Genomic DNA, 22,098 nt, shown 5'->3' on the forward strand with positions numbered 1-22,098 from the left:
ACCCGAGCAGAAGGACAGCCACGTGACGTTCGACGACGACCGCTCCGCCCGCCCGGTCCGGCCCGCGCCGGTGCCGCAACGGCGCTCTCCTCTGGCGATCACCGCGGTCGTGCTGGGCGCGCTGGTGCTCGCCGTGATCGCGGCCGCCAACGTGTGGACCGAGGTCGTCTGGTTCGACCAGCTCGGCTTCGGCGAGGTGTGGCGCACGCAGTGGCTCGCGCGCATCGTCCTCTTCATCATCGCGGCCGGCGTGTCCGGCCTGATCATCTGGCTCAACCTGTGGATCGCCAAGCGCGTGCGCCCCGCGCGCACCGGCGGGCGCACCCAGCTCGACCAGGTCCGCGAGCAGATCGAGCCCATCGAGCGCCTCGCGATGATCGTGCTGCCCGGCGTCGTCGGCCTCGTCGTGGGTCTCGCGGTGTCCTCGCAGTGGGAGACGGTGGTCGCGTGGATCAACCACCAGCCGTTCGGCGAGAAGGACCCGCAGTTCGGCCTCGACGTCGGCTTCTACGTGTTCACGCTGCCGATGCTCAACCTCGTCGTCACGCTCGTCCTCGCGCTCGCGGTCATCTCGACGCTCATCGCCGCCTTCGTCCATCTGCTCTACGGCGGCATCGCCGGCACGGGCCGCACGTTCGTCGCCTCGAAGGGCGCGCGCATCCAGCTCGCGGTCCTCGGCGCGGTCGTGATGCTGGGCGTCGCCGCGAACTACTGGCTCGACCGGTACGGCCTGCTCACCAAGGCGGGCGACAAGTTCTACGGCGCCTCGTACACCGACGTCAACGCGATCCTGCCGTCGCGCTCGATCCTCGCGGGCATCGCGGTGCTGGTCGCGCTCGTGTTCCTCGTGGTGATCTGGCGCGGCGACTGGCGCATCCCCGCCGTCGGCGTGGGCCTCATGCTGCTGTCCGCGATCGTGATCGGCGGCATCTACCCGTCGATCGTGCAGCGCTTCCAGGTGACGCCCAACGAGCAGGAGCTCGAGACGCCGTTCATCCAGCGCAACATCGACGCGACGCTGTACGCGTACGGCCTCGACAAAGTCGAGACCACGCCCTACAAGGCCACGACCCAGGCGAAGGCCGATGCGCTGCGCCAGGACGCTGACACGACCGCGCAGATCCGCCTGCTCGACCCCAACGTGGTGTCGCCGGCGTTCCAGCAGCTGCAGCAGAACAAGCAGTACTACAACTTCGCCGACCTCCTGAACGTGGACCGCTACCAGGTCGACGGCAAGCTCGAGGACACCGTCATCGCGGTGCGGGAGCTCAACCTCGACGGCCTCGGCTCCGAGAGCCGCAACTGGGTCAACGACCACACGGTCTACACCCACGGTTTCGGCGTCGTCGCCGCGTACGGCAACACCACCACCGCGGACGGGCAGCCCTCGTTCTTCGAGGGCGGCATCCCGTCCAGCGGCGCGCTCGGCGACTACGAGCCGCGCATCTACTTCGGCCGCACGCTGCCGAACTACTCGATCGTGGGCGCCCCCGAGGGCACCACCCCGTGGGAGCTCGACTACCCGGACGACAACTCGGCCAACGGGCAGGTCAACACCACCTACACGGGTGACGGCGGACCGTCGATCGGCAACGTCTTCGAGAAGGCGATGTTCGCGATCCGCATGGGCGAGGAGCAGATCCTGTTCTCCGACCGCGTGACGAGCGACTCGCAGATCCTGTACTACCGCGACCCGCTCGAGCGCGTCGCGAAGGTCGCGCCGTACCTCGAGCTCGACCAGACCACCTACCCGGCCGTCGTCGACGGCCGCGTGGTGTGGGTGGTCGATGGCTACACGACCACGGACCAGTACCCCTACTCGGCCCCCGTCGCGGCGGACTCGCTGTTCGCGAAGGACTCGACGGTCACGGGCACCGGCACGGTGCTCAACTACGTGCGCAACTCCGTCAAGGCGACCGTGGACGCGTACGACGGCCACGTCACCCTCTACGCGTGGGACACCAAGGATCCGATCCTCCAGACGTGGGAGAAGGTCTTCCCCGCGTCGATCCAGCCGCTGTCCGAGATCAGCGGCAGCCTCATGAGCCACCTGCGCTACCCCGAGGACCTGTTCACCATCCAGCGCTACCAGCTCACGCGGTACCACGTGAACGACGCGGCCTCCTTCTACTCGGGCCAGGACTTCTGGCGCAGCCCGGCGGACCCGACGGACGACACGCAGCTCCAGCCGCCGTACTACCTCACGCTGCAGATGCCCGACCAGGACGCCCCGACGTTCTCGCTCACGAGCAACTACATCCAGGGCGGCGACAACCCGCGCAACATCCTCACCGGCTATCTCGCCGTCGACTCCGAGACCGGCTCGGAGGCCGGCAAGGTGTCCGCGGACTACGGCAAGCTGCGCCTGCTCGAGCTGCCGCGCGACACGACGATCCCCGGCCCCGGCCAGGTGCAGAACAACTTCAACTCGAACTCGGACGCGCAGACCACGCTGAACCTGCTGCGTCAGGGCTCCACGGACGTCATCAACGGCAACCTGCTCACGTTGCCCGTGGGCGGCGGCCTGCTCTACGTCCAGCCGGTGTACGTGCAGTCGAAGGAGGGCACGAAGGTGCCGCTCCTGCGGAAGGTGTTCGTGGCGTTCGGTGACCAGGTCGGCTTCGCGGACACGCTCCCGCAGGCGCTGGACCAGGTGTTCGGCGACGGCGCGGGCGACGGCGCGGCCGGCAGCACGACGGACCAGGGCACGGGCGGGTCGACGGGCTCGGGGACCGACACGGGCTCCGGGAACGGCTCCGGCACCTCCGGCGAGTCGGTCAACCCGACCGCCGAGGCTGACCTCAAGGATGCGCTCGACCGCGCGAACCAGGCGCTCACGGACGGCCAGAAGGCGCTCGCGAACAACGACTTCGCCGCCTACGGCGAGGCGCAGGACCGCCTGAGCACCGCGATCTCGGACGCGATCACGGCCGAGGCGGAGCTCACCGCGGGCTCCGGGTCGTCGACCTCGGCCAGCCCGTCGCCGAGCGCCTCGGCGAGCGCGTCGCCGAGCGTCACGCCGTCGCCGGACGTGACCTCGCCCTGAGCGGCGCCGCACGCGACGGAGGGGACCGGTCCAGCGGACCGGTCCCCTCCGTCGTCTGCGCGGGGCTCAGGCGTCCGGCTGCAGGTGACGCTCGGTGGCCTGACGGATGAAGGAGCGGAACAGCACCCATGCGATGAGGGTGATCGCGGCGCTGGCCCACATGAGCGACGGGTAGGCGTCGAGCAGGTCGCCGTTGTTGATGGCGCCCGTGGTGAGGTCCATCGAGAAGGTCAGCGCGAACGAGGCGGCGTTCCCGACGCCCTGCGCGAGCGTCCACACGATCCACCAGCCGAGCAGCACGCCGAGGCTCGTGGTGCGCCCCGCGACGCGGCGCGCGCCCATGGGGACGAGCACGAGCGAGCCGATCGGCACCAGCCAGCCCCACCACTCCACGGCGGTGAGCCCGGGCCGCGTGCCGAGCGCCTCGCGATTGCGGCGCATGCGCGACATCCACATGCCGTAGACCACGAACGACGCGATCATGAGCGGGGTCGACAGCAGGCTGATGAACGTGCCCGCGCCGAAGGCGATCTCGCCCGTGTCGGCCGCGCGACGCGTGGCGTCGACCTCCCCCTGCGCGAAGACCGCGAGCAGGATCATGACGAGCGTGTACGCCGCCGCGATCCACACGAGCGCATTGCCGAGCGCCCGGGGCGCCTCGAGCGGCACGCCGTTCCGGTCGAGCGGCACCTGGTGCGTGACGTCGTAGGTGGGCGCCGGCGGGGTCGCGCCGGGGATGAGCCCGGGAGCGGACGATGCGGGCGGCGGGCCGGGCGTCTGGCCTGGGTTCAGCCCGGATGCGGGGTGGTAGCGGGGCGGCTCCGGCTGCTGCGGTTCGCCGGGCTGCTGGAGGAACGGATCGTTGTCTGCCATGCGCTCGACCCTAGCGAGACGGGGCCGATTTGGTTCTGCGGCGCGCGTCCGCTAGAGTTATCAGGCCGACGCGGGGTGGAGCAGTTCGGTAGCTCGCCGGGCTCATAACCCGGAGGTCGCAGGTTCAAATCCTGTCCCCGCTACGAGAGAACGAAGGCCCGGACCATTGGTCCGGGCCTTCGTCGTTCCCCGGGCGTGCCGCCGCCGCGACAACTTTGAGGTTCCGCCCCGGAGAATCGCGCGGTTCCCGGGGCGGAAACGCAAAGTTTCCGCCCCGGAGCCCCTCAGACCTGCGAACGCAGCCGTCCGGCCGCCGCCATCCGCTCGCGCACCAGGGCGTGCGGCAGGGCGGGGCTGAAGTGGCCGTCGCGGCCCGTCGCGTCCTCGTTGGCGACGAGCACGTTCAGCACGGCCTCCTCGGTCGCCTGGACCGTCGCCGTGTACAGCAGGTCCATCCAGGACCACGGCACCACGCGCATCGTCGCGAGCTCGGCGTCGGCGGCGGACGTCGCCGGGAAGCCGTTGTCGAGCGCGCCCGCGTTCCCCGTCGAGAACGCCAGGAAGATGTCGCCGCTGAAGTGGCCGCCCGTGGTGCCGGTGCGGGCCAGGCCGAGCGACACGCGCTTCGCGAGCGCCTCGCACTGCGTGGGGATGAGCGGGGCGTCGGTCGCGACGATCGCGATGCACGAGCCCGAGCCGCCGGGCACGCGCCGGTCCTCGAGGAACCAGCCGACGTCGCCCATCGGGTAGGGGACGTCGGCGTCGCCGAACGGCACGCCCTGGATGGTGAGCTCGGCGCGCTCGCCGAAGTTCGCCTGGAGGAACACCGCGACCGTGTAGGTCTCGCCGCCGATCTCGACCAGGCGCGACGAGGTGCCGTTGCCGCCCTTGAAGCCGTAGCAGTTCATGCCGGTGCCGCCGCCCTGCGAGCCCTCGGGCACCGGGCCCGACGTGGCGGCGTCGATCGCGCGACCCGCGTCCTCGAGCGTCACGAACGGCTCGTTGATGCTGTTGAGGTAGCCGTCCCACGTCTCGCCGACCACGGGCAGCAGCCACTCGGCGGCGAGGTCGGGGCGGTTCCGTGCCGTCCAGTCGACGGTGCCGCGGTGCACCGTGCCCACTGCGTGGGTGTTGGTGAGCATGATGGGGCCGGCGAACGCGCCCGCGTCGCGGATCCAGTGCGAGCCGGTGAGCTCGCCGTTGCCGTTGAGCGAGTGGACGGCCGCGGGCACCGTGGCGCCCACGCCGTCGCGGCCCAGGGGCAGGATCGCGGTGACGCCGGTGCGCGCGGCGACCGCCGCATCGTCCGTGTCGAAGCGGTGGGTCACGGCACCGACGAGCACGCCGGGGACGTCCGTGATGCCGTTGAGCGGACCGGGCGTGCCCGGCAGGTCGATCCCGAGGTCGCGAGCCCTCATGCGATGTCCTCCTTGAGGTCGGATGCGAGGCCGGGGCAGCGCAGCGCCTCGGCGAGGTGGACCCGCATCAGGGTGCGGGCGCGGGCGGCCGTGAAGCGGCCGCCGAAGCTGGTGATGTAGATGCCGAACGCGTCCTCGAGCGCGACGGCGTTGGCGGCGACGTCGGCGGATGCGGCCGCGGGGGAGAAGTGGCCCTGCGCGATGCCGACCTCGATGACGGCGGCGTAGAGCGTCACCTGCTGATCGGTCAGCGCGCGGCTCATGGTGCGGTGGACCGCGCGGCGCCGGACGAGCGTGTTGAGGTCGTAGAGCGCGTTGACCAGGATGTCCGACGCGTCCTCCGGCACGCCCGTGTCGATGAGCGCCAGGGCCTTGTCCCGCGCGTCGGGCAGCGCGGCGACCATCTCCTGACGCGCCCCCACGAAGCGGTCGACCGCCTCCTCGTGCACCGCGACGAGCAGGTCGTCGAGGTCCTTGAAGTGGTAGTGGACCGTGCCCGTGGCGACGCCCGCGGCGTCCGCGATGTCGCGGATCCGCAGGTCGACGATCCCACGCTCGCTCAGCGCGTGGAGGGCGGCCTCGAGCAGTTGCGCCCGTCGCGCGTCGCCGTCGCTTCGTCTCATCCTGACCTCCGCGTCAAAGTAGGGATTCCGAATGAGTCTGCACCTCGTGGATATCCGCCTTGTTTCCGAAAGTTACAGGCAAATTTCATGCTCCGAAAGCCTTGACAGCAGGGGTCAAGTGATTTTGACTCTGGCGTCAACATCACATCGTTCCAGGGAGGGAGCACGCCGTGGCCGCAGAGGAGAGGTACCGACAGGAGCTGTCGCGTTCGCTGTCGTTGAAGGAGAACATCCTCATCACGCTGTCGTCCGTGACGCCGGGCTCGAGCGTGTTCATCATCGTCCCGGCGCTCATCGTGGGCCTCGCCGGCGGCAGCGTCGCCGCGATGGCGATCGGCGCCGTGATCGCGCTGTTCGTGGGCTGGTGCTACGCCGAGCTCGCGAGCCGCTTCCCCATCACGGGAGGCGAGTACACGTGGGCCGCGCGGCTGCTCGGGCGCGGCTACGGCTTCGGCGTGTTCGTGCTGAGCCTGGTCTCGGGCGTGCTCATCATCGCCGTCATCGCGTCGGGCGTGGCGCCGTACCTCGCGGTGCTGTGGCCCGGCTTCGACAGCATGTGGACCACGGTGCTCGTCGTGGCCGTCACTACCGCGGTGTCCGCGCTCACGATCTCCACCAACGCGTGGGTCACGGGCGTGTGCCTCGCGCTCGAGGTCATCGCCCTGGTGGTGCTCGCCTGGATGGGCTTCAGCCACGTCAGCCGCGGCCTGGACACGCTCGTGATGCCGCAGACGCTCGGCGCCGACGGCGGCCTCGACACCGTCACGTGGGGCGTGCTGTTCTCGCTCGTGCCCGTCGCGCTCTTCGCGTTCAACGGCTACGGCGGCGCCGTGTACTACGCCGAGGAGACCAAGGGCGCCTCGAAGACCATCGGCCGCGCGATCATGGTGTCGCTCGTCATCACGGTGATCGCCGAGATCGTCCCGCTCGCCGCCGTGATCCTCGGCTCGTCCGACCTCGAGGGCCTGGTGTCGGCCGAGTCGCCCATGAACTGGTTCCTGCTCGACCGGGGCAACGAGACCCTCAACGTCGTCATCAGCCTGTCGGTCGCGGTCGCGATCTTCAACGCCGTCATCGCGGTCCAGATCCAGATCGCCCGACTCATCTACGCGTCCGCCCGCGACCGCTCGTGGCCCGGCGCCGTCGACCGGATCCTCGGCTCAATCAACCCGCGCACCAAGACCCCGATCGTCGCGACCGTCCTCGTGGGCGTGGTGTCCGTCGCCGCCGGCTTCCTGCCGTTCGACTGGCTGCTCGTCGCGACCGGCGCGAGCGCGATCTTCATGTACGCGACCGTGGCGCTCGCCGCACTGCGGGTGCGTCGCGCCAGGTCCGGGCGCACGGACGGCTACCGCATGCCGCTGTTCCCGCTGCCGCCGATCATCGTGCTCGCGATCATGGCCTACGTGACGTATCAGACCATCGAGGCGGACGCGACGTCGCTGCTGATCTCGGTCGCCGCGATCGTGCTGGGCGGGCTCTGGTACGTCGGCTTCATCCACCCGCGCCGCGGCGACCGCTGGACGCTTCCTGACCCGCAGGACGACGAGGCCGAGGACGATGCGCCGGTTGCCTCCGCGGTCGAGCCCGGCGTGCACGAGGGCGAGTCCGAGCCGGCGGCGCGCTGACGCGCGCCCCCGACGCCACGAAGGCGCGGACCCCCGTCGCTCGGGGGTCCGCGCCCTCCGCGTGCCTCGCCGGTGCGTCCTAGCGGATCGCCTCGGTGGCGGCCCGCTCGATCGCGAGTCCGTCCTCGTACTGCTCGAGCCACGCGGTGTAGCCGGCGACGTCGGCCGGGTCGGGCTGCGCGACCTCGAGCGATGCGTCGGCGAACACGGACCCGTTCAGGTAGGCGTCGAGAGCGGTGCCGGTGTCCTTGCGCAGGTACTCCGCGAGCACCGCGATGCCCCATGCGCCGCCCTCGGAGGCGGTGTCGCCCACGGTGACGGGCGCATCGATCGCGGCGGCCAGGAGGCGCTGCGCCACGCCCGCGGTGCGGAACATGCCGCCGTGCGCGAACATCGAGTCGAGCTGGACGCCCTCGTCGTGCAGCACGCGCATGCCGAGGCTCAGGGTGCCGAAGGCGCCGTAGAGCTGGGTGCGCATGAAGTTCGCGAGAGTGAGCCGCGAACCGGGCGTGCGGACGAACAGCGGGCGACCCTCCGCGAGGCCCGTGATGGGCTCGCCGGACAGGTAGTTGTAGGCGAGCAGGCCGCCGCCGTCCGCCTCGCCCTCGAGCGCCGCCGCGAACAGCGTCGCGAACACCTCGTCCGCGCCGCCCTCGAGGCCCATCGCGGCGGCGAACTCCGTGAAGACCCCCGCCCACGTGCCGAGTTCGGACGCGCCGTTGTTGCAGTGCACCATCGCGACCAGGTCGCCCGCGGGCGTGGTGACGATGTCGAGCTCCTCGTGGACGCTCTCGAGCGCCTTCTCGAGCACGACCATCGCGAAGATCGACGTGCCGGCCGAGATGTTGCCGGTGCGAGGGGCGACGGCGTTGGTGGCGATCATGCCGGTGCCGGCGTCGCCCTCGGGCGGCGCGGCCACGGCGCCCGGCCGCAGCGTGCCGGTCGGGTCGAGCAGCGCCGCGCCCTCCGCGGTCAGCGTGCCGGCCTCCTCGCCTGCGACGAGCACCTCGGGCAGCAGCGAGGCGACGTCCAGGCCCGGCTGGCGGGCGGCGACGAGGCCCTGGAAGCGGGCGAGCATGCCCGCGTCGTAGCCGCGCGTGGCGGGGTCGATCGGGAACATGCCGGACGCGTCGCCGACGCCGAGCACCTTGCGGCCGGTGAGGCGCCAGTGCACGTAGCCGGCGAGCGTCGTGAAGTACGCGAGCTGCGGGACGTGCGCCTCCTCGTCGAGGATGGCCTGGTAGAGGTGCGAGGCGGACCAGCGCAGCGGGAAGTTGAAGCCGAGCACCCCGGTGAGCTCGGCGGCGGCGCGCTCCGTGTTGGTGTTGCGCCAGGTGCGGAAGGGCACGAGCAGCTCGTCGGCGGCGTCGAACGCGAGGTAGCCGTGCATCATCGCGGACACGCCGATGGCGCCCAGCGACGTGAGGCGCACGCCGTGCTCGCGCTCCACGGTCGCGAGGAGGTCCGCGACCGCGGCCTGGACGCCGTCCCAGATGGCCTCGACGGAGTAGGTCCACAGGCGGTCGACGAACTGGTTCTCCCACGCGTGGCTGCCGGTCGCGATGACCTCGTGGTCGGGGCCGATGAGGCACGCCTTGATGCGGGTCGATCCGAGCTCGATGCCGAGCGAGGTCTCGCCGGCCTCGAGGGCCGCGATCGCGGCGGCGTTGCTGTGCTGGGCCATCGGCTCCAACTCCCTTGTCATGTGCCCGCGCGCGCGGCGCGGGACTCCGATGTGAACGTTCGACAAAACCATACGGGCAGTTCGAGCCTGCCACGTCACCGGAGGTCCCGCCTGAGGTCCGGGACATCATGCGCGCGCGGGTTAGCCTGAGCCCGTGACCGACCCCGCTCCCCGCCGGCCCCGCATCGCGCTCGCGCTCGGCAGCGGCGGCGCGCGGGGCTACGCCCACATCGGCGTCCTCGACGAGATCGAGGACCGCGGGTGGGACGTGGTCGGCGTCTCGGGGACGTCCATGGGCGCGCTGGTCGGCGGCCTCCACGCCGCCGGCGGGCTGCCCGCCTACCGCGAGTGGGTCGAGTCGATGACCCGCCGCGACGTCCTGCGGATGATGGACCCCGCGTTCAAGGGCGCCGGCGCGATGCGTGCCGATCGCATCATGCGCCGCCTCGACGAGATCCTCGACGGGCGCCGCATCGAGGATCTCCCGATCCCGTTCACCGCCGTCGCCACGGACCTGCTGTCCCAGTCCGAGGTGTGGTTCACCGAGGGCCCGCTGGTCGACGCGATCCGCGCGTCGATCGCCATCCCCACGGTCATCACGCCGGTGCGCCGCGACGGCCGCCTGCTCGCCGACGGCGGGCTGCTCAACCCCGTGCCCGTCATCGCGCTCACGCCCGTGCATGCGGACGCGATCATCGCGGTCAACCTCGCGGGCAACGCGCGCGGCGGCAACGCCGCCGGCCCACCCGTCGAGCCGGGCGTGCCGCTCGTCCGGCTGCCGCGCCTGCGCCTGCCCGCCTTCCACATCGCCGAGCCCCGCCTCATGGGGATGATCACCCACCGCCTGCGCGCGCGCGGCGAGAGCGAGGACGATGCGCTGGGCGAGCCCGAGATCGTCCCGCCCCTCGAGGGCAGCGCGCCTCCCGAGGTCAGCACCCTCGACGTCATCGACCGCTCGCTGCAGACCCTGCAGAACACCGTCCAGCGCTACCGTCTCGCCGGGTACCCGCCCGACGTCATGGTCGACGTGCCCGCCGACGCGTGCGGCACGCTCGACTTCCACCGTGCCACCGAGATGATCGAGCTCGGCCGCGCGCTCGCGCGCGACGCGTTCGACGACTGGGAGGGCGCCCCCGCCTGAGACCGGTCCCGCGCGAACGGGTCTAGCATGTCCTGCGGCTCAGGCGCATCCGTGCCGTGCCGTGACCGATGGAGGGTCCGCTTGTCCACCACCGCCGCCCCGCGCGCCCGCTCCGGCTGGCTGCACGGCCGCACCGCCCTGCTGATCGCCTTCGCCTTCTCGGTGATGGCGGACCCGGTCTCCTCGGTCGCCTACGCGATCGAGGCCGCGCTGCGCGCGCTCGACGGCAACCTCGAGCTGCTGCTGCCCGCGATGGCGCTCGTGGTCCTGGTGGTCGGGCTCGTGGTCGCGAGCTACCACCAGCTGGTCGCACGCTTCCCCGAGGGAGGCGGCTCGGCCGCGGCAGCGGGCGGGGCCTTCGGCGAGGGCTTCTCGTTCATCCCCATGGGCGCGCTCGTCGTCGACTTCGTGCTCACCATCTCCATCTCGGTGTCCGCCGGATCGTCGGCGATCATCAGCTACCTGCCCGGGCTCGCGGAGTACCGCCTGCCGCTCGCGCTGGGCCTGCTCGTGCTCGTCGCGGGCCTCATGTGGTTCGGCCACCTGGGCCGCGCGGTGTTCGCGCTCCTCACCATCGTCTTCATCGGCACGGCCGTCGCGGTCCTGCTGCCGGTGCCCGGCATGGAGGAGGCGACGCTCGCGCCCGTCCACGGCCTCACCCACAGCGCGCCGCTCGCGGTCGCGCTCGCGTTCCCCGTCGCCATGGCGCTCGCGACCGGCATCGAGGCGCCCTCGTCCGCGATCGCGCAGCTCGCCCAGCTCGACGACGCGGGCCGCCGCAGCTTCGGCCGCTGGGCGCTGTGGCTGACCCTCGGCATCGTGGGCACCCTCACGCTCGCCATCACGGCCGCGGTCGTGTGGCTCGGTATCGGCATCCCCGGCGACGAGTCGACCCTCGTGTCCGAGCTCGCCCGCGCCGCGGACGGCCACGGCCTCTTCGCCGCCTTCCAGGCGGCGACCGCGATGCTCCTGCTGTCCGCCGCATCGTCCTCCTTCCAGGCCGGACCCGGCCTGCTCAAGGCGCTCGCCCGCTCCGAGGACGGCACGTCGCGCCACGGGGTGCTGCCCGCGATCCTGGGCCGCACCAACAAGCACCACGTGCCGATGATCGGCGTGGGCGTGTTCCTGGTCGCCTCGGCGCTGGTCGTCATCGCCGCGGGCGCGTACGACCAGCGGCTCGTGCTCTTCTACGCCGTCGCGGTGTTCGTCAGCTTCCTCATGGGCCTCGTCGCGATGGCCAAGTTCTCGCACCGCGACGGCCGCACCGGCTGGGTGGTGCTCAACGTCGTCGCGGCGATCGCCGTCGGCTTCACGCTTGTCGCGAACCTCATGCGCCCCGCCGCGATCGGCTCGCTCGCCGCGACCGCGATCGTCGCGGGCGGCCTGTACTGGGCGTGGGTGCGCGCGGGCCGTCCGCGCGGCGCCGCGCTCGCCGTGGCCGAGGCGGAGGCCGGCGACGAGCTGCCCGCCGCCGACGGCCCGCCGGCCGATGCGGCCGCGCCGCAGGGGACCACCGGGGCCTGACCGTGGAGCGCCGCGTCGGGCTCGTCGGGGCCACCGCCATCGGGGTGGGCTCGATGCTCGGCGCGGGCGTCTTCGTCGTGTGGGGCCCGGCCGCCTCCGCCGCAGGCTCGCGCCTCGTGGCGGCGGTCGTCCTCGCGGCGCTCGTGGCCGCGCTCAACGCCGGCTCGACGGCGCAGCTCGCGGCCGTGCACCCCGTCGCGGGCGGCGCCTACGCCTACGGCCGTGCCGAGCTGGGCGCGTGGCCGGGCTTCGCCGCGGGGATCGGGTTCGTGCTCGGCAAGACGGCGTCCGTCGCCGCCATCGGCCTCGCGATCGGCGCCTACCTGTGGCCCGCGCACGCGGCCGCCGTCGCGACCGCGGCCATCGCGGCGAGCTGGGCCCTCAACTCGCGGGGCGTGACGCGCACGAGCGCCGGCGCCGTGGTGCTCGCCTCGGTCGCCGTCGCGGTCCTGGTGGCCGCCGTCGCGGCGATGTCCGGCGCGGGGGCGGCCGGCGACGCGACGTTCGGCTGGGAGACCCCGGCCGGGGCGATCGCGGGCGTGACGCAGGCCGCCGCGCTGCTGTTCTTCGCCTTCGCGGGCTACGCGCGCGTCGCGACGATGGGGGAGGAGGTCGTGGACCCCGCGCGCACCATCCCACGCGCCGTCGGCGTCGCGCTGGCCGTGGTCGTGGCGCTGTACCTCGCGCTCGCGGTCGCGCTGCCCCGCGCGCTCGGCGCCGCGCTGCCCGACGCGGCGCGCCCCGTGGCCGATGCGGCGGCCGGGACCTGGCTGCCCGCACCCGTGGTGACGGTCGCCGCGGTCGCGGCCGCCGCGGGCTCCCTCCTCGCGCTGACCGCCGGACTGGGCCGGACGGCGATGGCGATGGCGCGCGAGGGCGACCTGCCGCGACCGCTCGCCCGCACCAACGCGCACGGCGTGCCCGCCTGGGCCGAGGGCCTGTGCGCGGCCGTCGCGGTCGCGCTCGCGTGGGCCGGCGACCTCACGCTCGCGATCGGGGTGTCGTCGTTCGCTGTGCTCCTGTACTACGCCGTCGCCGGTGCGGCGGCGTTCCGCGCGTCCGGGGCCGGCCGGGTCGCCGGGTGGCGCATGCCGCGCGCGCTCAGCGCGCTCGGCGTGGCGCTGTGCGTCGCGCTCATGGCGTCGCTGCCGTGGCTCGCGATCGTGGCCGGGCTCGGGGCCCTCGCCGTCGCCGGGCTCGCGCGGGCGGCGGCGCGCGCGAGCGTCAGGCCAGGGCGCTGACGGCGGCGTAGCCTGCGCCGGCCGCCGCCAGGCCGAGCACGACGGTCGCCGCCACGTAGCCGGTCGCGGCGCGCAGGCGGCCGTCCTTGGCGAGCACCACCACGTCGACCGCGAGCGACGAGAACGTCGACAGGCCGCCCGCGACCCCCGTACCCAGGGCGAACGCGCCCGCGGGCCCGAGCAGCGCATCGTCCCCCGCGGCGACCACGCCGCCCAGCAGGGCCGCGCCGAGGATGTTCGCGAGGATCGTGGGCCACGGGAAGACCTTGCGCGCGTCGAGCCAGCCGAGCGCGAAGCGCACGCAGGCGCCCAGGCCGCAGCCGAGCGCCGCGGCGGCGTACGCCCACCCGCTCACTCGTTCTCCTCGACGAAGACGGCGCGCTCGTCCATCGGCGTGGGCGGCCGGTCGCCCGCCCACCAGCCCGCGCCGGCCGCGGCGACCGCGATCGCGACCGTGGCGAGCAGGATCGCGACGGCCTCGACCGCCGGCGCCTCGGCCGACCAGCGCAGCACGGCCATCGACGAGAACGTGGTGAACCCGCCCAGCAGGCCCGGCCCCACGGCGGGGAAGAGCCGCCACGGACCGCGCGCCTGCGTGCGCGCGACCGCCCACCCCAGCGCGAACGAGCCGACCGCGTTGATGAGCACGAGGTCCCACGGGACCATCCCGGCGGTCTCGGGGAACGCGGCGGCGACCGCCATGCGCAGCGCGCCGCCCACGGCGCCGCCGACGAGCACGAGGCCGAGCTGCGCGGCCCGGCTCACCGCGTCAGCCAGGCGTCCGCCGCCTCGAGCTGCGCCGCGAGAGCGCGCTCCACGGCGCTCGCGACGGCGCGCTCCACCATGGACCCGATGAGCGGCACGTGGGCGGTGACGTCGCCCGTCGCCAGGAGGTCGGTGGCCTCGCCGTCCGCGGTCAGCCCGATCGCGCCCGCCACGTGGCCGGGGGCGCCCGCGATCTCGACCGCGAAGGTGCCCACGCGGTCGGCCTCGGTGGGCGGCTCCCACGCCTCCGTGTACGTGACCGCGAGGGAGCGGCCCACGAGGGAGCGGATCTCGGGCGGGATCGACGAGGTGGGCACGTCGGCGCGCAGCACGACCACGCGAGACCCGTCGGCCGGCTCGTCCACGTCGACCTCCGCGGTCTCGGTGCCCATGGCGACCGCACGCGCGTGCGCGAAGCCGCGGTCGGTCATCATCGCCCAGACGTCCTCCAACGGCGCGTCGAAGCGGTGCGTGTGCGTGATCCTCACCCGTGTCACCCCCTCGGCTCAGGCTAGCGTGCCTCGCAGACGGCCCTAGGCTTGTCCCGTGGCAACCCTGCGCGAGACCATCGAGGAGCACGGCCCCATCACGGATGCGGAGGCCGACTGGCTCGCGCTGCTCGTGTCCGACTGGCAGATCATCGCGGACCTGTCCTTCGCGGACCTGGTGCTGTGGCGCGAGGACGGCGAGGGGTTCGTCGCGGTCGCGCAGTGCCGCCCCTCGACCGGACCCACCGTGCATCTGGACGATGTGGTGGGCACCCAGGCGCCCGGCGGCCGGGTCGCGCACCTGCGGCGCGCGCTCGAGGAGGGCGGCATCGTCGGCTCGCGCGAGCCGCGCTGGGACGAGACGTACGCCGTCCGCGAGGACGCGCTGCCCGTGGTGATGAACGGCCGCGCCATCGCGATCCTCACGCGCGAGGTGTCGCAGGCGGTGTCGCGCTCGTCGAGCCGCCTCGAGCTCAACTACAAGGGCGCGGCGGACGACCTGCTGCGGATGGTCACGCGCGGCGAGTTCCCCATGCACACGTCGATCACGGGCCCGCGCCGCGGCGCCCCGCGCGTCGGCGACGGCGTGCTGCGCCTCGACGCGGTCGGCCACGTCACCTACGCGTCCCCGAACGCGCTGTCCTGCTTCCACCGCCTGGGCGTGCACGGCTCGCTCATGAACAAGTCCCTGCCGCGCGTCACGAGCGAGCTGCTCGAGGACCAGGGCGTGGTCGACGAGACCCTGGCCATGGTGGTCGCGGGCCGCGCCGCGTGGCGCACCGACCTCGAGGCCAACGGCGCCGCGCTGTCGCTGCGCGCCATCCCCGTCACCGAGCACGGCGCGCGCGTCGGCGCGGTGCTGCTCTGCCGCGACGTGTCCGACCTGCGCCGCCGCGAGCGCGAGCTCGTCACCAAGGACGCCACGATCCGCGAGATCCACCACCGCGTGAAGAACAACCTCCAGACCGTGGCGGCGCTGCTGCGGCTGCAGTCGCGCCGCGTCGAGGCGCCCGAGGCGAAGGAGGCGCTCGCGGAGGCGATGCGCCGCGTCGCGACCATCGCGCTCGTCCACGAGACCCTGTCCGGCACGCTCGACGAGCTGGTCAACTTCGACGAGCTGGTGTCGCGCTCGATCCGCATGGCCGCCGACGTCGCGTCGCCGGACACGCAGGTGCGGATCGTCAACACCGGAGAGTTCGGGCTCATCCCCGCGCAGTACGCGTCGTCGCTCGCGCTCGTCATCACCGAGCTCATCACCAATGCCGTCGAGCACGGCTTCGAGGGCCGCGCCCAGGGCACCATCACCGTCACCGCGACGCGCGACGGGCGCAAGCTGCACGTGAGCATCGCCGACGACGGCGTGGGCATCGAGGGCGACCCGACCGGCTTGGGCTCCCAGATCGTGCGCACGCTGGTCCAGAACGAGCTCTCGGGCACGATCGAGTGGACCAAGGTGGAGCACGGCTCCGTGGTCGACCTGCACGTGAGCGTCGAGGAGCGCGTGTCCGACCCGCGCCTCTAGCGGCGCGGGCGAGGGCGGTGCGGGCGGCACGGCGGGCGCCGCAATTGTGAGGATCGCCTCGGCACGCACCGCCGTCTGCATAGCGCGATCTCAAAGTTGAGCCGGCCGCGCATCGTCCCCGCGCAGCACGAAGCCCCGCCCGGCATGGCCGGACGGGGCTTCGACGCGGGTGCTACTTCGCGGCGCGACGCGCGCGGGCGGCGCGGCGCTTGAGGGAGCGGCGCTCGTCCTCGGACAGACCGCCCCAGACACCGGAGTCCTGGTTGTGCTCCATCGCCCACTGCAGGCACGTGTCACGCACCTCGCAACGCTGGCACACGGCCTTCGCCTTCTCGATCTGCGAGAGGGCCGGGCCGGTGTTGCCGACGGGGAAGAAGAGCTCGGGGTCATCGACTTCGAGGCATGCTGCGCTGCTGCGCCAATCCATGGGGTCTCCTTGGGGGGATAGCATGACGCGACGGGGCTTCCCCAGGGGGTGGTTCGGGGATTTCGTCGCGCCGTCGCGTTTCTACTTCGTTAAGATTCGCATAAGTAACGATCATGTTTCAAGAGGTGTTTCCTGTGGGTTCCCTCACAAGCGCGGGAGGCCACGACTTGACGGACGTGCGCAAGCCCCGGAAGTCCCAGGATGACGGCCCGTTGCGGGCCTGGGGAAGGGCCGCGGGCATCGGCGTCATCGCGGAGGGGATCGCCCTCGCTGTCGCGGGCCTCGCGTACGGCATCCACGCGCTGTCGCTGCCCGAGCCGGCCTACGCCGTGGGTCTCGGCGCGTTCTGCGTGCTGTCGGGCGCGGGGTTGCTGCTCGTCGGACGCGCGCTCGTGCGCGGCGCCCGCTGGGGGATCTCGGCCGCGCTCACGTGGCAGGTGCTGCAGACCCTCGCGGGCCTCAACCTCGTGGGCGCACGTGCCGGCTTCGGCATCGCGCTCGCGGCCGCCGGCGTCGTCGTCGGCGTGCTCGTGGTCGTCGCGGGGCGGCCCGCGCTGCGGCCCGCCGAGGGCTGACCCTCACCGGGGCACCCGCAGCAGCGCCGCCTCGACCGCGCCCGCGCGCCGGATCACCACCCGGCCCCGCGACGGCGCCGGGTCGGCGATCCCCGGCGCGGCGACGATCCCGAGCTCGCGCAGCCGCGCGGGCGTCGGGTCGACCACGACCTCGACCGTCGCGCCCGACCCCGGCGGGTCCGCCGGGTGCGCGGCGCAGCCTGCCGACCGCACCGCCGCGAGCGCGGCCTCGCGCGCGGGACCGGCGGGCCCGACCACCGTGACCCCGTCCGGCGGCAGCACGAGCGGCCGCGCATCGTCGCCCACCACTCCCGCCGCGCCGGCCGGCAGGTCCCCGTCCCACGCGAGGGGGCGCACGAGCGCGCGCGTCGCGACGGCCTCCGCCCGGACGATGCGGCACTCGCCGGCGACCCGGGCGCCCAGGGCGACGCCGCGTCCCGGCTCGGGAGGCAGCGTCGCCAGCACGGCGGGCACCCCCCACACCGCCTGCTCGACGCGGTCGAGCCCCGCGAGGACCACGCGCAGCCCGGCGCGCGCGGCCCACCGCGATCCCCACCCGGGACCGCAGGCGAGGGCGACGGGCACCACGCGCGCGAGGTCCTCGAGCGCCTGGGCGGCGCCGCGCAGGTGCCCCTCCATGGCGGCGCACGCCCGGTCGGCGTCGTCGACGAGCAGGGCCGAGGGCGCCGCGGCCGCGCACAGGTCGAGGGCGCGGGCCGCCTCCCGCGGGTCCGCCGGGAGCATCACCACGCCCGGCAGGGACGCCGCGACCGCCGCGAGCACGCCCGTGCGTCCGGACCCGCGCGGCCCCACCACCACGAGCGGTCCCTCGGCGGGATCCCAGGCGAGCGGCGCGCGGGCGCGCTCCTCGGGCAGGTCGACCCAGCCCAGCGCGCCCGGCGGGGCGCCGATGTCGGGCGGCAGGGGCGGCAGCCACAGCGGCGCGGGCGGCGGCTCCGGCCAGCGGTCGCGGACGACGAGCGCGAGGGGCCGTCCCGGCGCCTCCGGGCGGCCCACCACCCGCACGGGCGGGCGCGCGTCGGCGAGCGGCAGCGCCGCCTGGACGGTCACGCGGCCCGAGGGGCGTGCGAGGATCGCCCGGCCCGGCCGCCCCGCGGGCAGCGCGGCCGCCGCCGCGTCCCCGAGCAGGTCCTGCGACTCGGCGGGCGACGCGGTGCGCAGCGCGACCACGGTGGCGACGTTGGCGCGGATGGCGGGGGTCACGGCGCCTGCGGGACGCTGCGTCGCGGCCACCAGGTGCATGCCGAGCGAGCGGCCCTGCGCGGCGAGGCGCGCCAGCTCGGGCAGGAGGCCCGGGTCGAGCGCGCCGAGCTCCTGGAACTCGTCGACCACCACGAGCAGCCGCGCCGGAGCGGCCGCGCCGTCGCGCCGCTCCCACGCCTCCCACGAGGGCAGCCCCGCGTCGGCCAGGGCACGCTTGCGCCGGCGCAGCTCGTGCGCGACGCCGAGCAGCGCGCGCCGCGCGGACGCCGGGTCCAGGTCCGTCAGCACGCCGCGCACGTGCGGCAGGCGCGCGCACGCCGCGAGGCCCGCGCCGCCCTTGAGGTCCACGAGCCCCACGCCCAGCGCGTCCGGCGGGTGCGCCCACGCGAGCGCGCACACGAGGGTCTCGAGCAGCGCCGACTTGCCCGAGCCGGTGGTGCCCGCGACCAGCACGTGCGGCCCGTCGCGGTCGAGGTCCAGCGTCACCGGGCCGTCCTCCCCGACGCCGATGGTCGCGACGAGGCGCCGCGGCGCGCCCCCTGCATCCGAGCGCGCGGGCGCGGCCGCGGGCGGCGGCGGGAGGTCCGCCCAGCGCAGCGCGTCCGGCAGTCCCGCGGGACGATGCGAGGCGGCGGCGCGCGCGAGGCGACCCGCGGTCGCCTCGGTCACGCAGGCGACGCGCCACGGGCGCTCGCGGCCGCCCGCCTCGATGGTGCCGGCCATGGCGTCGACCAGGGCCGCCGTCTCGCTGGGAGCGGGCGCCCCGGGAGGCACGATCCTGACCGCGTCGTCGGGCAGCGCGTCCGGGAGCCAGCGTCCCCAGGCCTCGCCCAGCGACGGCGGCGGTCCCGCGCCGCGCGCGAGCGCGACCGCACGCGCGACGCCGCGCGCCGTGGCGTCGTCGCCGCGGATCGCGACCGGCAGGGGCACGTCGGCGAGCGCCTCGAGCCCCGCGGGCGGCGGCTCGCCCGCGCGGCGGTGCCGGAGCAGCCTCGCGCCGGCGATCGCGAGGGGCACGGCCGCCGCGGCGAGCGCGACGGACCAGCGTCCCGTGAGCGCCCCGAGCGCGACGGCCCCGGCGAGCGCCCCGCCCGCCCCGAACGCGAGCGGCGCGGGGCGTGCCGCGGGGCCGGTGCGCGCGTCGGAGGCCCGCCGCGCATCGTCCCCGGGATCCACCCACCGCAGGGCGGTGGCGCCCGCCTCGAGCAGGTCGTCCGGCCGCAGGCGGCGGCGCGTGCGGCCCAGGCGTCGGCGGTGCGCCCGCCGCACGACGACCGTGCCGTTGCGCGAGCCGACGTCGCGCACACGGCCCGCGGCGTCGAGGGCGAGGTGACGCCGGCTCAGGCGCGGATCCGCCAGCGGCGGGACGCCGGCGCGGCCGAGGGCCGCCTCGCCTCGCCGCACCTCGACGATCGCGCCGGCGTCGGGTCCCACGACCACGCGCAGGTGCGGGCCGTCGGGCGGGAGCGCGCCGGGCCCGGGCACGCTCGCGAGCAGCGCGCCCTCGAGCAGGGGCGCCAGGCCGGCGCGATGGTCCGGGTCGAGGCGCGCGCCGCCGCACCACACGGCCGCGGGCGCGCGCAGGGCGGCGAGCGCCGTCCCGAGCGTCGTGCCCGGGTCCACGTCGACGTCGCCGACGCCCTCCACCGTGATCCGCATGCCCCCAGGGGACCCGGGTCGATGCGCACGGCGCGAGCCCGTGCGCCGCGGCGGTGGATGGCGGGGTGGGCGTCAGGGGCTGGTGACCTCGGTGTCCGCCGGTCCCGCCGCGGCCGCGCCCGGCGCCACGGGGGTGAGGGTGCCGTCATCGTTCACGATGCCCGCGTACCACGCGTAGTCGCGGTCGAAGTAGGTGCGCGGGATCGCCTGGAGCTGGTAGCTGGCCTGGCGCACCGTCGAGGTCACGACGACCTCGGGGTCGGCGGTCCAGTCGAACCAGTCGGGGCTGCGGGTGAGGACCACGGGCGCCGTGTCCCACGCCGACGCCATGTCCGCCACCTGGGAGGGGTCGAGCGCCGCCAGCTGCAGCACGGTGGGCTCGTCGCACATCACGCGCAGCGAGCCGAAGTGGGACGACGTGCCCGCGAGGATGATCGGGCGGTCGGGGGCGACGTCGCACAGCGCCCTGATCTGGTCGTACGCCCCGCCCATCTCGCGCACGAACACCGGCGTCGCGCCGGAGACGGGCAGGTCGGAGGCCGGCTGGATCGACACCCAGGTCGTCAGCGGCAGCACGACGAACGCGCCCGCCGCCACGCGGCGGCCCACGAGCCGCCACGAGGGTCGGAGGCGGTCCACGATCCACCACGCCGCGACGGCCGCCGCGATCGCGAACCCGGGCAGCGTCACCGGCTCGAAGCGGCGGAACGCCCAGATCTGGTCCGGCACCACCTCGGCGTTCCAGAAGTACAGGAGCGACGACGGCATGACCGCGCCGAGCAGCAGCGCCCAGCCCGGGCGGCGGCGGACCATCCACACCGTGATGAGCGCGAAGCCCAGGATCCCGAGCAGCACGAGCGGCCACGTGAGGTAGTAGCTGAGCCACGCCACCGACTGCTCGTAGTACGTGCGGGTCGGGTCGACGGGCAGGCCCTGCGCGCGCTGGAACGACTCGACCACGGAGTTGGTGAACTGGTCCACCGGGTCGGTGGTGCTGCGGCGCGCCACCATCCACAGCGGTCGCGACGCGAGCAGGAGCAGCAGCCCGGCGACGCCCGCGCCCGCGGCGATCGCGCCGCGCCCGCGCAGCAGGCGCCACGTGCCGGTCGCGAGCCGGTCGCCGCCCGCGAGCCACGTGAGCGCCCACGCGGCCAGCACGACCGCGAGGAGGCCGTAGCCGGCCATGAGCCGCTGACCCTGGTCGGCGAGCCGGTCCGCGTAGCCCTCGCTCCACCGCCACAGCGCCGCGTAGCCGGCGTAGAGGACGGCGGCCTGGAGCCCGATCGCAGACAGGGCGTCGCGCGTGCGGCGCCGCCGCGACCCCTCGGTCAGGGCGAGCGCGAGCACGGTGGCCGCGAGCAGCCCCGCCGCGATGAGCGCGCCGTCGATGCGGATGAACGAGGTCGCGCCCGCGGCGGCCGCGCCCAGCAGCAGCGCCCCGGTGGAGCGCTCCTCCACGCCCCGCCACAGCCACAGCGCGGCGGCGAGCGCGAGCACGAGCGTGAGCGGCTCGGTGTAGGCGGCGCGCGACAGCCCGATGTGCGACACCGACAGCGCGACCGCGGCGGCCGGCGCGAGCGCCGCGAGCGGGCCGAGCACGCGGCGGGCGAGCGCGTAGACCGCGAGGATCCCGACCGCGCCCACGACCACGTTCGCGACGAGCACGCCGTGGTCGCCACCCAGCCAGCCGCCGACCGCGATGAGCGCCGAGAGCATGCGCGCGCCCTGCGGCTGGACCGCGTCGCCGCGCAGGTTCCACGCCTGCGACGCGTCGGCGAGGACGCTGCCGTCGACGCCCGCGGCATCGATCGCGCCGAGCGTGGGGATGTCCGAGCTCGGGTGGTGCACCAGCCACAGCCCCGCGAGCGTGAGGAAGCCCGGGTCGCGCACCACGATGAGGTACTCGGCGTACAGGGCGCCGTTGACCACGGTCCACACGCCCGTGCCCACGAGCGCGGCCAGGGCGCCGCGCCGGTCCGCGGCCGTGACGGCGGCGGGGGAGGGGACGATGCGCCACGCCGCCCACGCGCCCAGCGCGGCGGTCGGCAGCACGGTCCAGGGCTGATGCAGGCCGACCGCGGCCCACCCGCCGGCGGCGAGCGCGAGGATCACCAGGACGAGGACGACGCGCTCGGGCGCGGTCACGAGCGCCCGCGCGGAGCGGGGCGCGGCCCCGGCGGGGGCCGAGGACGGTGCGGGGTGCGTCACGGCCACCCAGCGTATCGGCGGGCGCCGCCGCGGCCCGCTGGCGCGGCCGGAG

General features: G+C 74.5%; 17 protein-coding genes and 1 tRNA gene. 8 read left to right on the forward strand and 10 right to left on the reverse strand.

All coding sequences use genetic code 11. The features are described from left to right. The first annotated feature begins 22 nt into the window (after positions 1 to 22). Positions 23 to 3,046, forward strand: coding sequence for a UPF0182 family membrane protein (locus tag AOM04_RS05290; RefSeq protein ID WP_082104401.1), 3,024 nt, complete (start codon positions 23 to 25; stop codon positions 3,044 to 3,046). 66 nt (positions 3,047 to 3,112) lie between these two features. Here the strand turns inward: AOM04_RS05290 and AOM04_RS05295 are convergent, their stop codons facing one another. Beyond that, a complete protein-coding gene (locus tag AOM04_RS05295) occupies positions 3,113 to 3,919 on the reverse strand; it encodes a DUF4328 domain-containing protein (RefSeq protein WP_062463393.1) in 807 nt (268 codons plus the stop codon). 69 nt (positions 3,920 to 3,988) lie between these two features. On the opposite strand from AOM04_RS05295, the gene AOM04_RS05300 reads away from it, so the two are divergent. Beyond that, positions 3,989 to 4,062 (forward strand) — tRNA-Met (locus tag AOM04_RS05300). 141 nt (positions 4,063 to 4,203) lie between these two features. On the opposite strand, the gene AOM04_RS05305 is transcribed toward AOM04_RS05300, so the two are convergent. After that, positions 4,204 to 5,337, reverse strand: coding sequence for a DmpA family aminopeptidase (locus AOM04_RS05305; RefSeq protein ID WP_062463396.1), 1,134 nt, complete (start codon positions 5,335 to 5,337; stop codon positions 4,204 to 4,206). Continuing rightward, positions 5,334 to 5,960: a TetR/AcrR family transcriptional regulator gene (locus tag AOM04_RS05310; RefSeq protein ID WP_082104402.1), complete on the reverse strand. Its 627-nt coding sequence runs from the start codon at positions 5,958 to 5,960 to the stop codon at positions 5,334 to 5,336. The genes AOM04_RS05305 and AOM04_RS05310 overlap by 4 nt, the downstream gene beginning before the upstream one ends. A gap of 170 nt (positions 5,961 to 6,130) precedes the next feature. Here AOM04_RS05310 and AOM04_RS05315 point away from each other — a divergent pair, with 170 nt between their 5' ends. Then, positions 6,131 to 7,588 (forward strand): APC family permease, encoded by a 1,458-nt coding sequence (locus tag AOM04_RS05315; protein ID WP_228373620.1) that lies wholly within the window; start codon positions 6,131 to 6,133, stop codon positions 7,586 to 7,588. Between the two features lie 79 nt (positions 7,589 to 7,667). Here the strand turns inward: AOM04_RS05315 and AOM04_RS05320 are convergent, their stop codons facing one another. After that, positions 7,668 to 9,272: a xylulokinase gene (locus AOM04_RS05320; RefSeq protein WP_156160619.1), complete on the reverse strand. Its 1,605-nt coding sequence runs from the start codon at positions 9,270 to 9,272 to the stop codon at positions 7,668 to 7,670. Between the two features lie 154 nt (positions 9,273 to 9,426). Here AOM04_RS05320 and AOM04_RS05325 point away from each other — a divergent pair, with 154 nt between their 5' ends. The 3 genes from AOM04_RS05325 (at position 9,427) to AOM04_RS05335 (ending at position 13,178) form a co-directional block, all read left to right on the forward strand. Beyond that, positions 9,427 to 10,413: a patatin-like phospholipase family protein gene (locus AOM04_RS05325; RefSeq protein ID WP_062463402.1), complete on the forward strand. Its 987-nt coding sequence runs from the start codon at positions 9,427 to 9,429 to the stop codon at positions 10,411 to 10,413. An 81-nt stretch (positions 10,414 to 10,494) separates the two neighbouring features. Continuing rightward, positions 10,495 to 11,937 (forward strand): amino acid permease, encoded by a 1,443-nt coding sequence (locus AOM04_RS05330; RefSeq protein WP_228373621.1) that lies wholly within the window; start codon positions 10,495 to 10,497, stop codon positions 11,935 to 11,937. A 2-nt stretch (positions 11,938 to 11,939) separates the two neighbouring features. Continuing rightward, entirely contained in the window at positions 11,940 to 13,178 is a 1,239-nt protein-coding gene (locus AOM04_RS05335) for an APC family permease (RefSeq protein ID WP_228373622.1), read from the forward strand. Here the strand turns inward: AOM04_RS05335 and AOM04_RS14800 are convergent. The 3 genes from AOM04_RS14800 to AOM04_RS05350 are packed head-to-tail and all read right to left on the reverse strand — an operon-like array spanning position 13,162 to position 14,431. Further along, entirely contained in the window at positions 13,162 to 13,533 is a 372-nt protein-coding gene (locus AOM04_RS14800; protein WP_062463405.1) for a FluC/FEX family fluoride channel, read from the reverse strand. The genes AOM04_RS05335 and AOM04_RS14800 overlap by 17 nt on opposite strands. Beyond that, positions 13,530 to 13,943 carry a FluC/FEX family fluoride channel gene (locus AOM04_RS05345; RefSeq protein WP_062463408.1) on the reverse strand — a complete coding sequence of 138 codons (414 nt, stop codon included), beginning with the start codon at positions 13,941 to 13,943 and terminating at the stop codon, positions 13,530 to 13,532. The genes AOM04_RS14800 and AOM04_RS05345 overlap by 4 nt, the downstream gene beginning before the upstream one ends. Next, positions 13,940 to 14,431, reverse strand: a complete 492-nt coding sequence (locus tag AOM04_RS05350; RefSeq protein ID WP_062463411.1) for a DUF2505 domain-containing protein — start codon at positions 14,429 to 14,431, stop codon at positions 13,940 to 13,942. Before AOM04_RS05350 ends, AOM04_RS05345 begins: the two co-directional genes overlap by 4 nt. A 58-nt stretch (positions 14,432 to 14,489) precedes the next feature. Between AOM04_RS05350 and AOM04_RS05355 the strand changes: the two genes are divergently transcribed. Further along, positions 14,490 to 15,953, forward strand: a complete 1,464-nt coding sequence (locus tag AOM04_RS05355; RefSeq protein ID WP_062463415.1) for a sensor histidine kinase — start codon at positions 14,490 to 14,492, stop codon at positions 15,951 to 15,953. Between the two features lie 172 nt (positions 15,954 to 16,125). On the opposite strand, the gene AOM04_RS05360 is transcribed toward AOM04_RS05355, so the two are convergent. Next, on the reverse strand, positions 16,126 to 16,380 hold the full coding sequence (locus tag AOM04_RS05360) for a WhiB family transcriptional regulator (RefSeq protein ID WP_062463418.1): 255 nt from the start codon (positions 16,378 to 16,380) through the stop codon (positions 16,126 to 16,128). A gap of 167 nt (positions 16,381 to 16,547) precedes the next feature. Between AOM04_RS05360 and AOM04_RS05365 the strand changes: the two genes are divergently transcribed. Then, positions 16,548 to 16,955 (forward strand): hypothetical protein, encoded by a 408-nt coding sequence (locus AOM04_RS05365; RefSeq protein ID WP_156160620.1) that lies wholly within the window; start codon positions 16,548 to 16,550, stop codon positions 16,953 to 16,955. A 3-nt stretch (positions 16,956 to 16,958) separates the two neighbouring features. On the opposite strand, the gene AOM04_RS05370 is transcribed toward AOM04_RS05365, so the two are convergent. Both AOM04_RS05370 and AOM04_RS05375 read right to left on the reverse strand, forming a co-directional pair. Further along, positions 16,959 to 19,838 carry an FtsK/SpoIIIE domain-containing protein gene (locus AOM04_RS05370; RefSeq protein ID WP_062463423.1) on the reverse strand — a complete coding sequence of 960 codons (2,880 nt, stop codon included), beginning with the start codon at positions 19,836 to 19,838 and terminating at the stop codon, positions 16,959 to 16,961. A 72-nt stretch (positions 19,839 to 19,910) separates the two neighbouring features. Continuing rightward, positions 19,911 to 22,046, reverse strand: a complete 2,136-nt coding sequence (locus AOM04_RS05375) for a glycosyltransferase family 39 protein (protein WP_156160621.1) — start codon at positions 22,044 to 22,046, stop codon at positions 19,911 to 19,913. Between the last annotated feature and the right edge of the window lie 52 nt (positions 22,047 to 22,098).

It is taken from the genome of Demequina soli (assembly GCF_000971195.1).
Classification (GTDB): Bacteria; Actinomycetota; Actinomycetes; order Actinomycetales; family Demequinaceae; genus Demequina; species Demequina soli.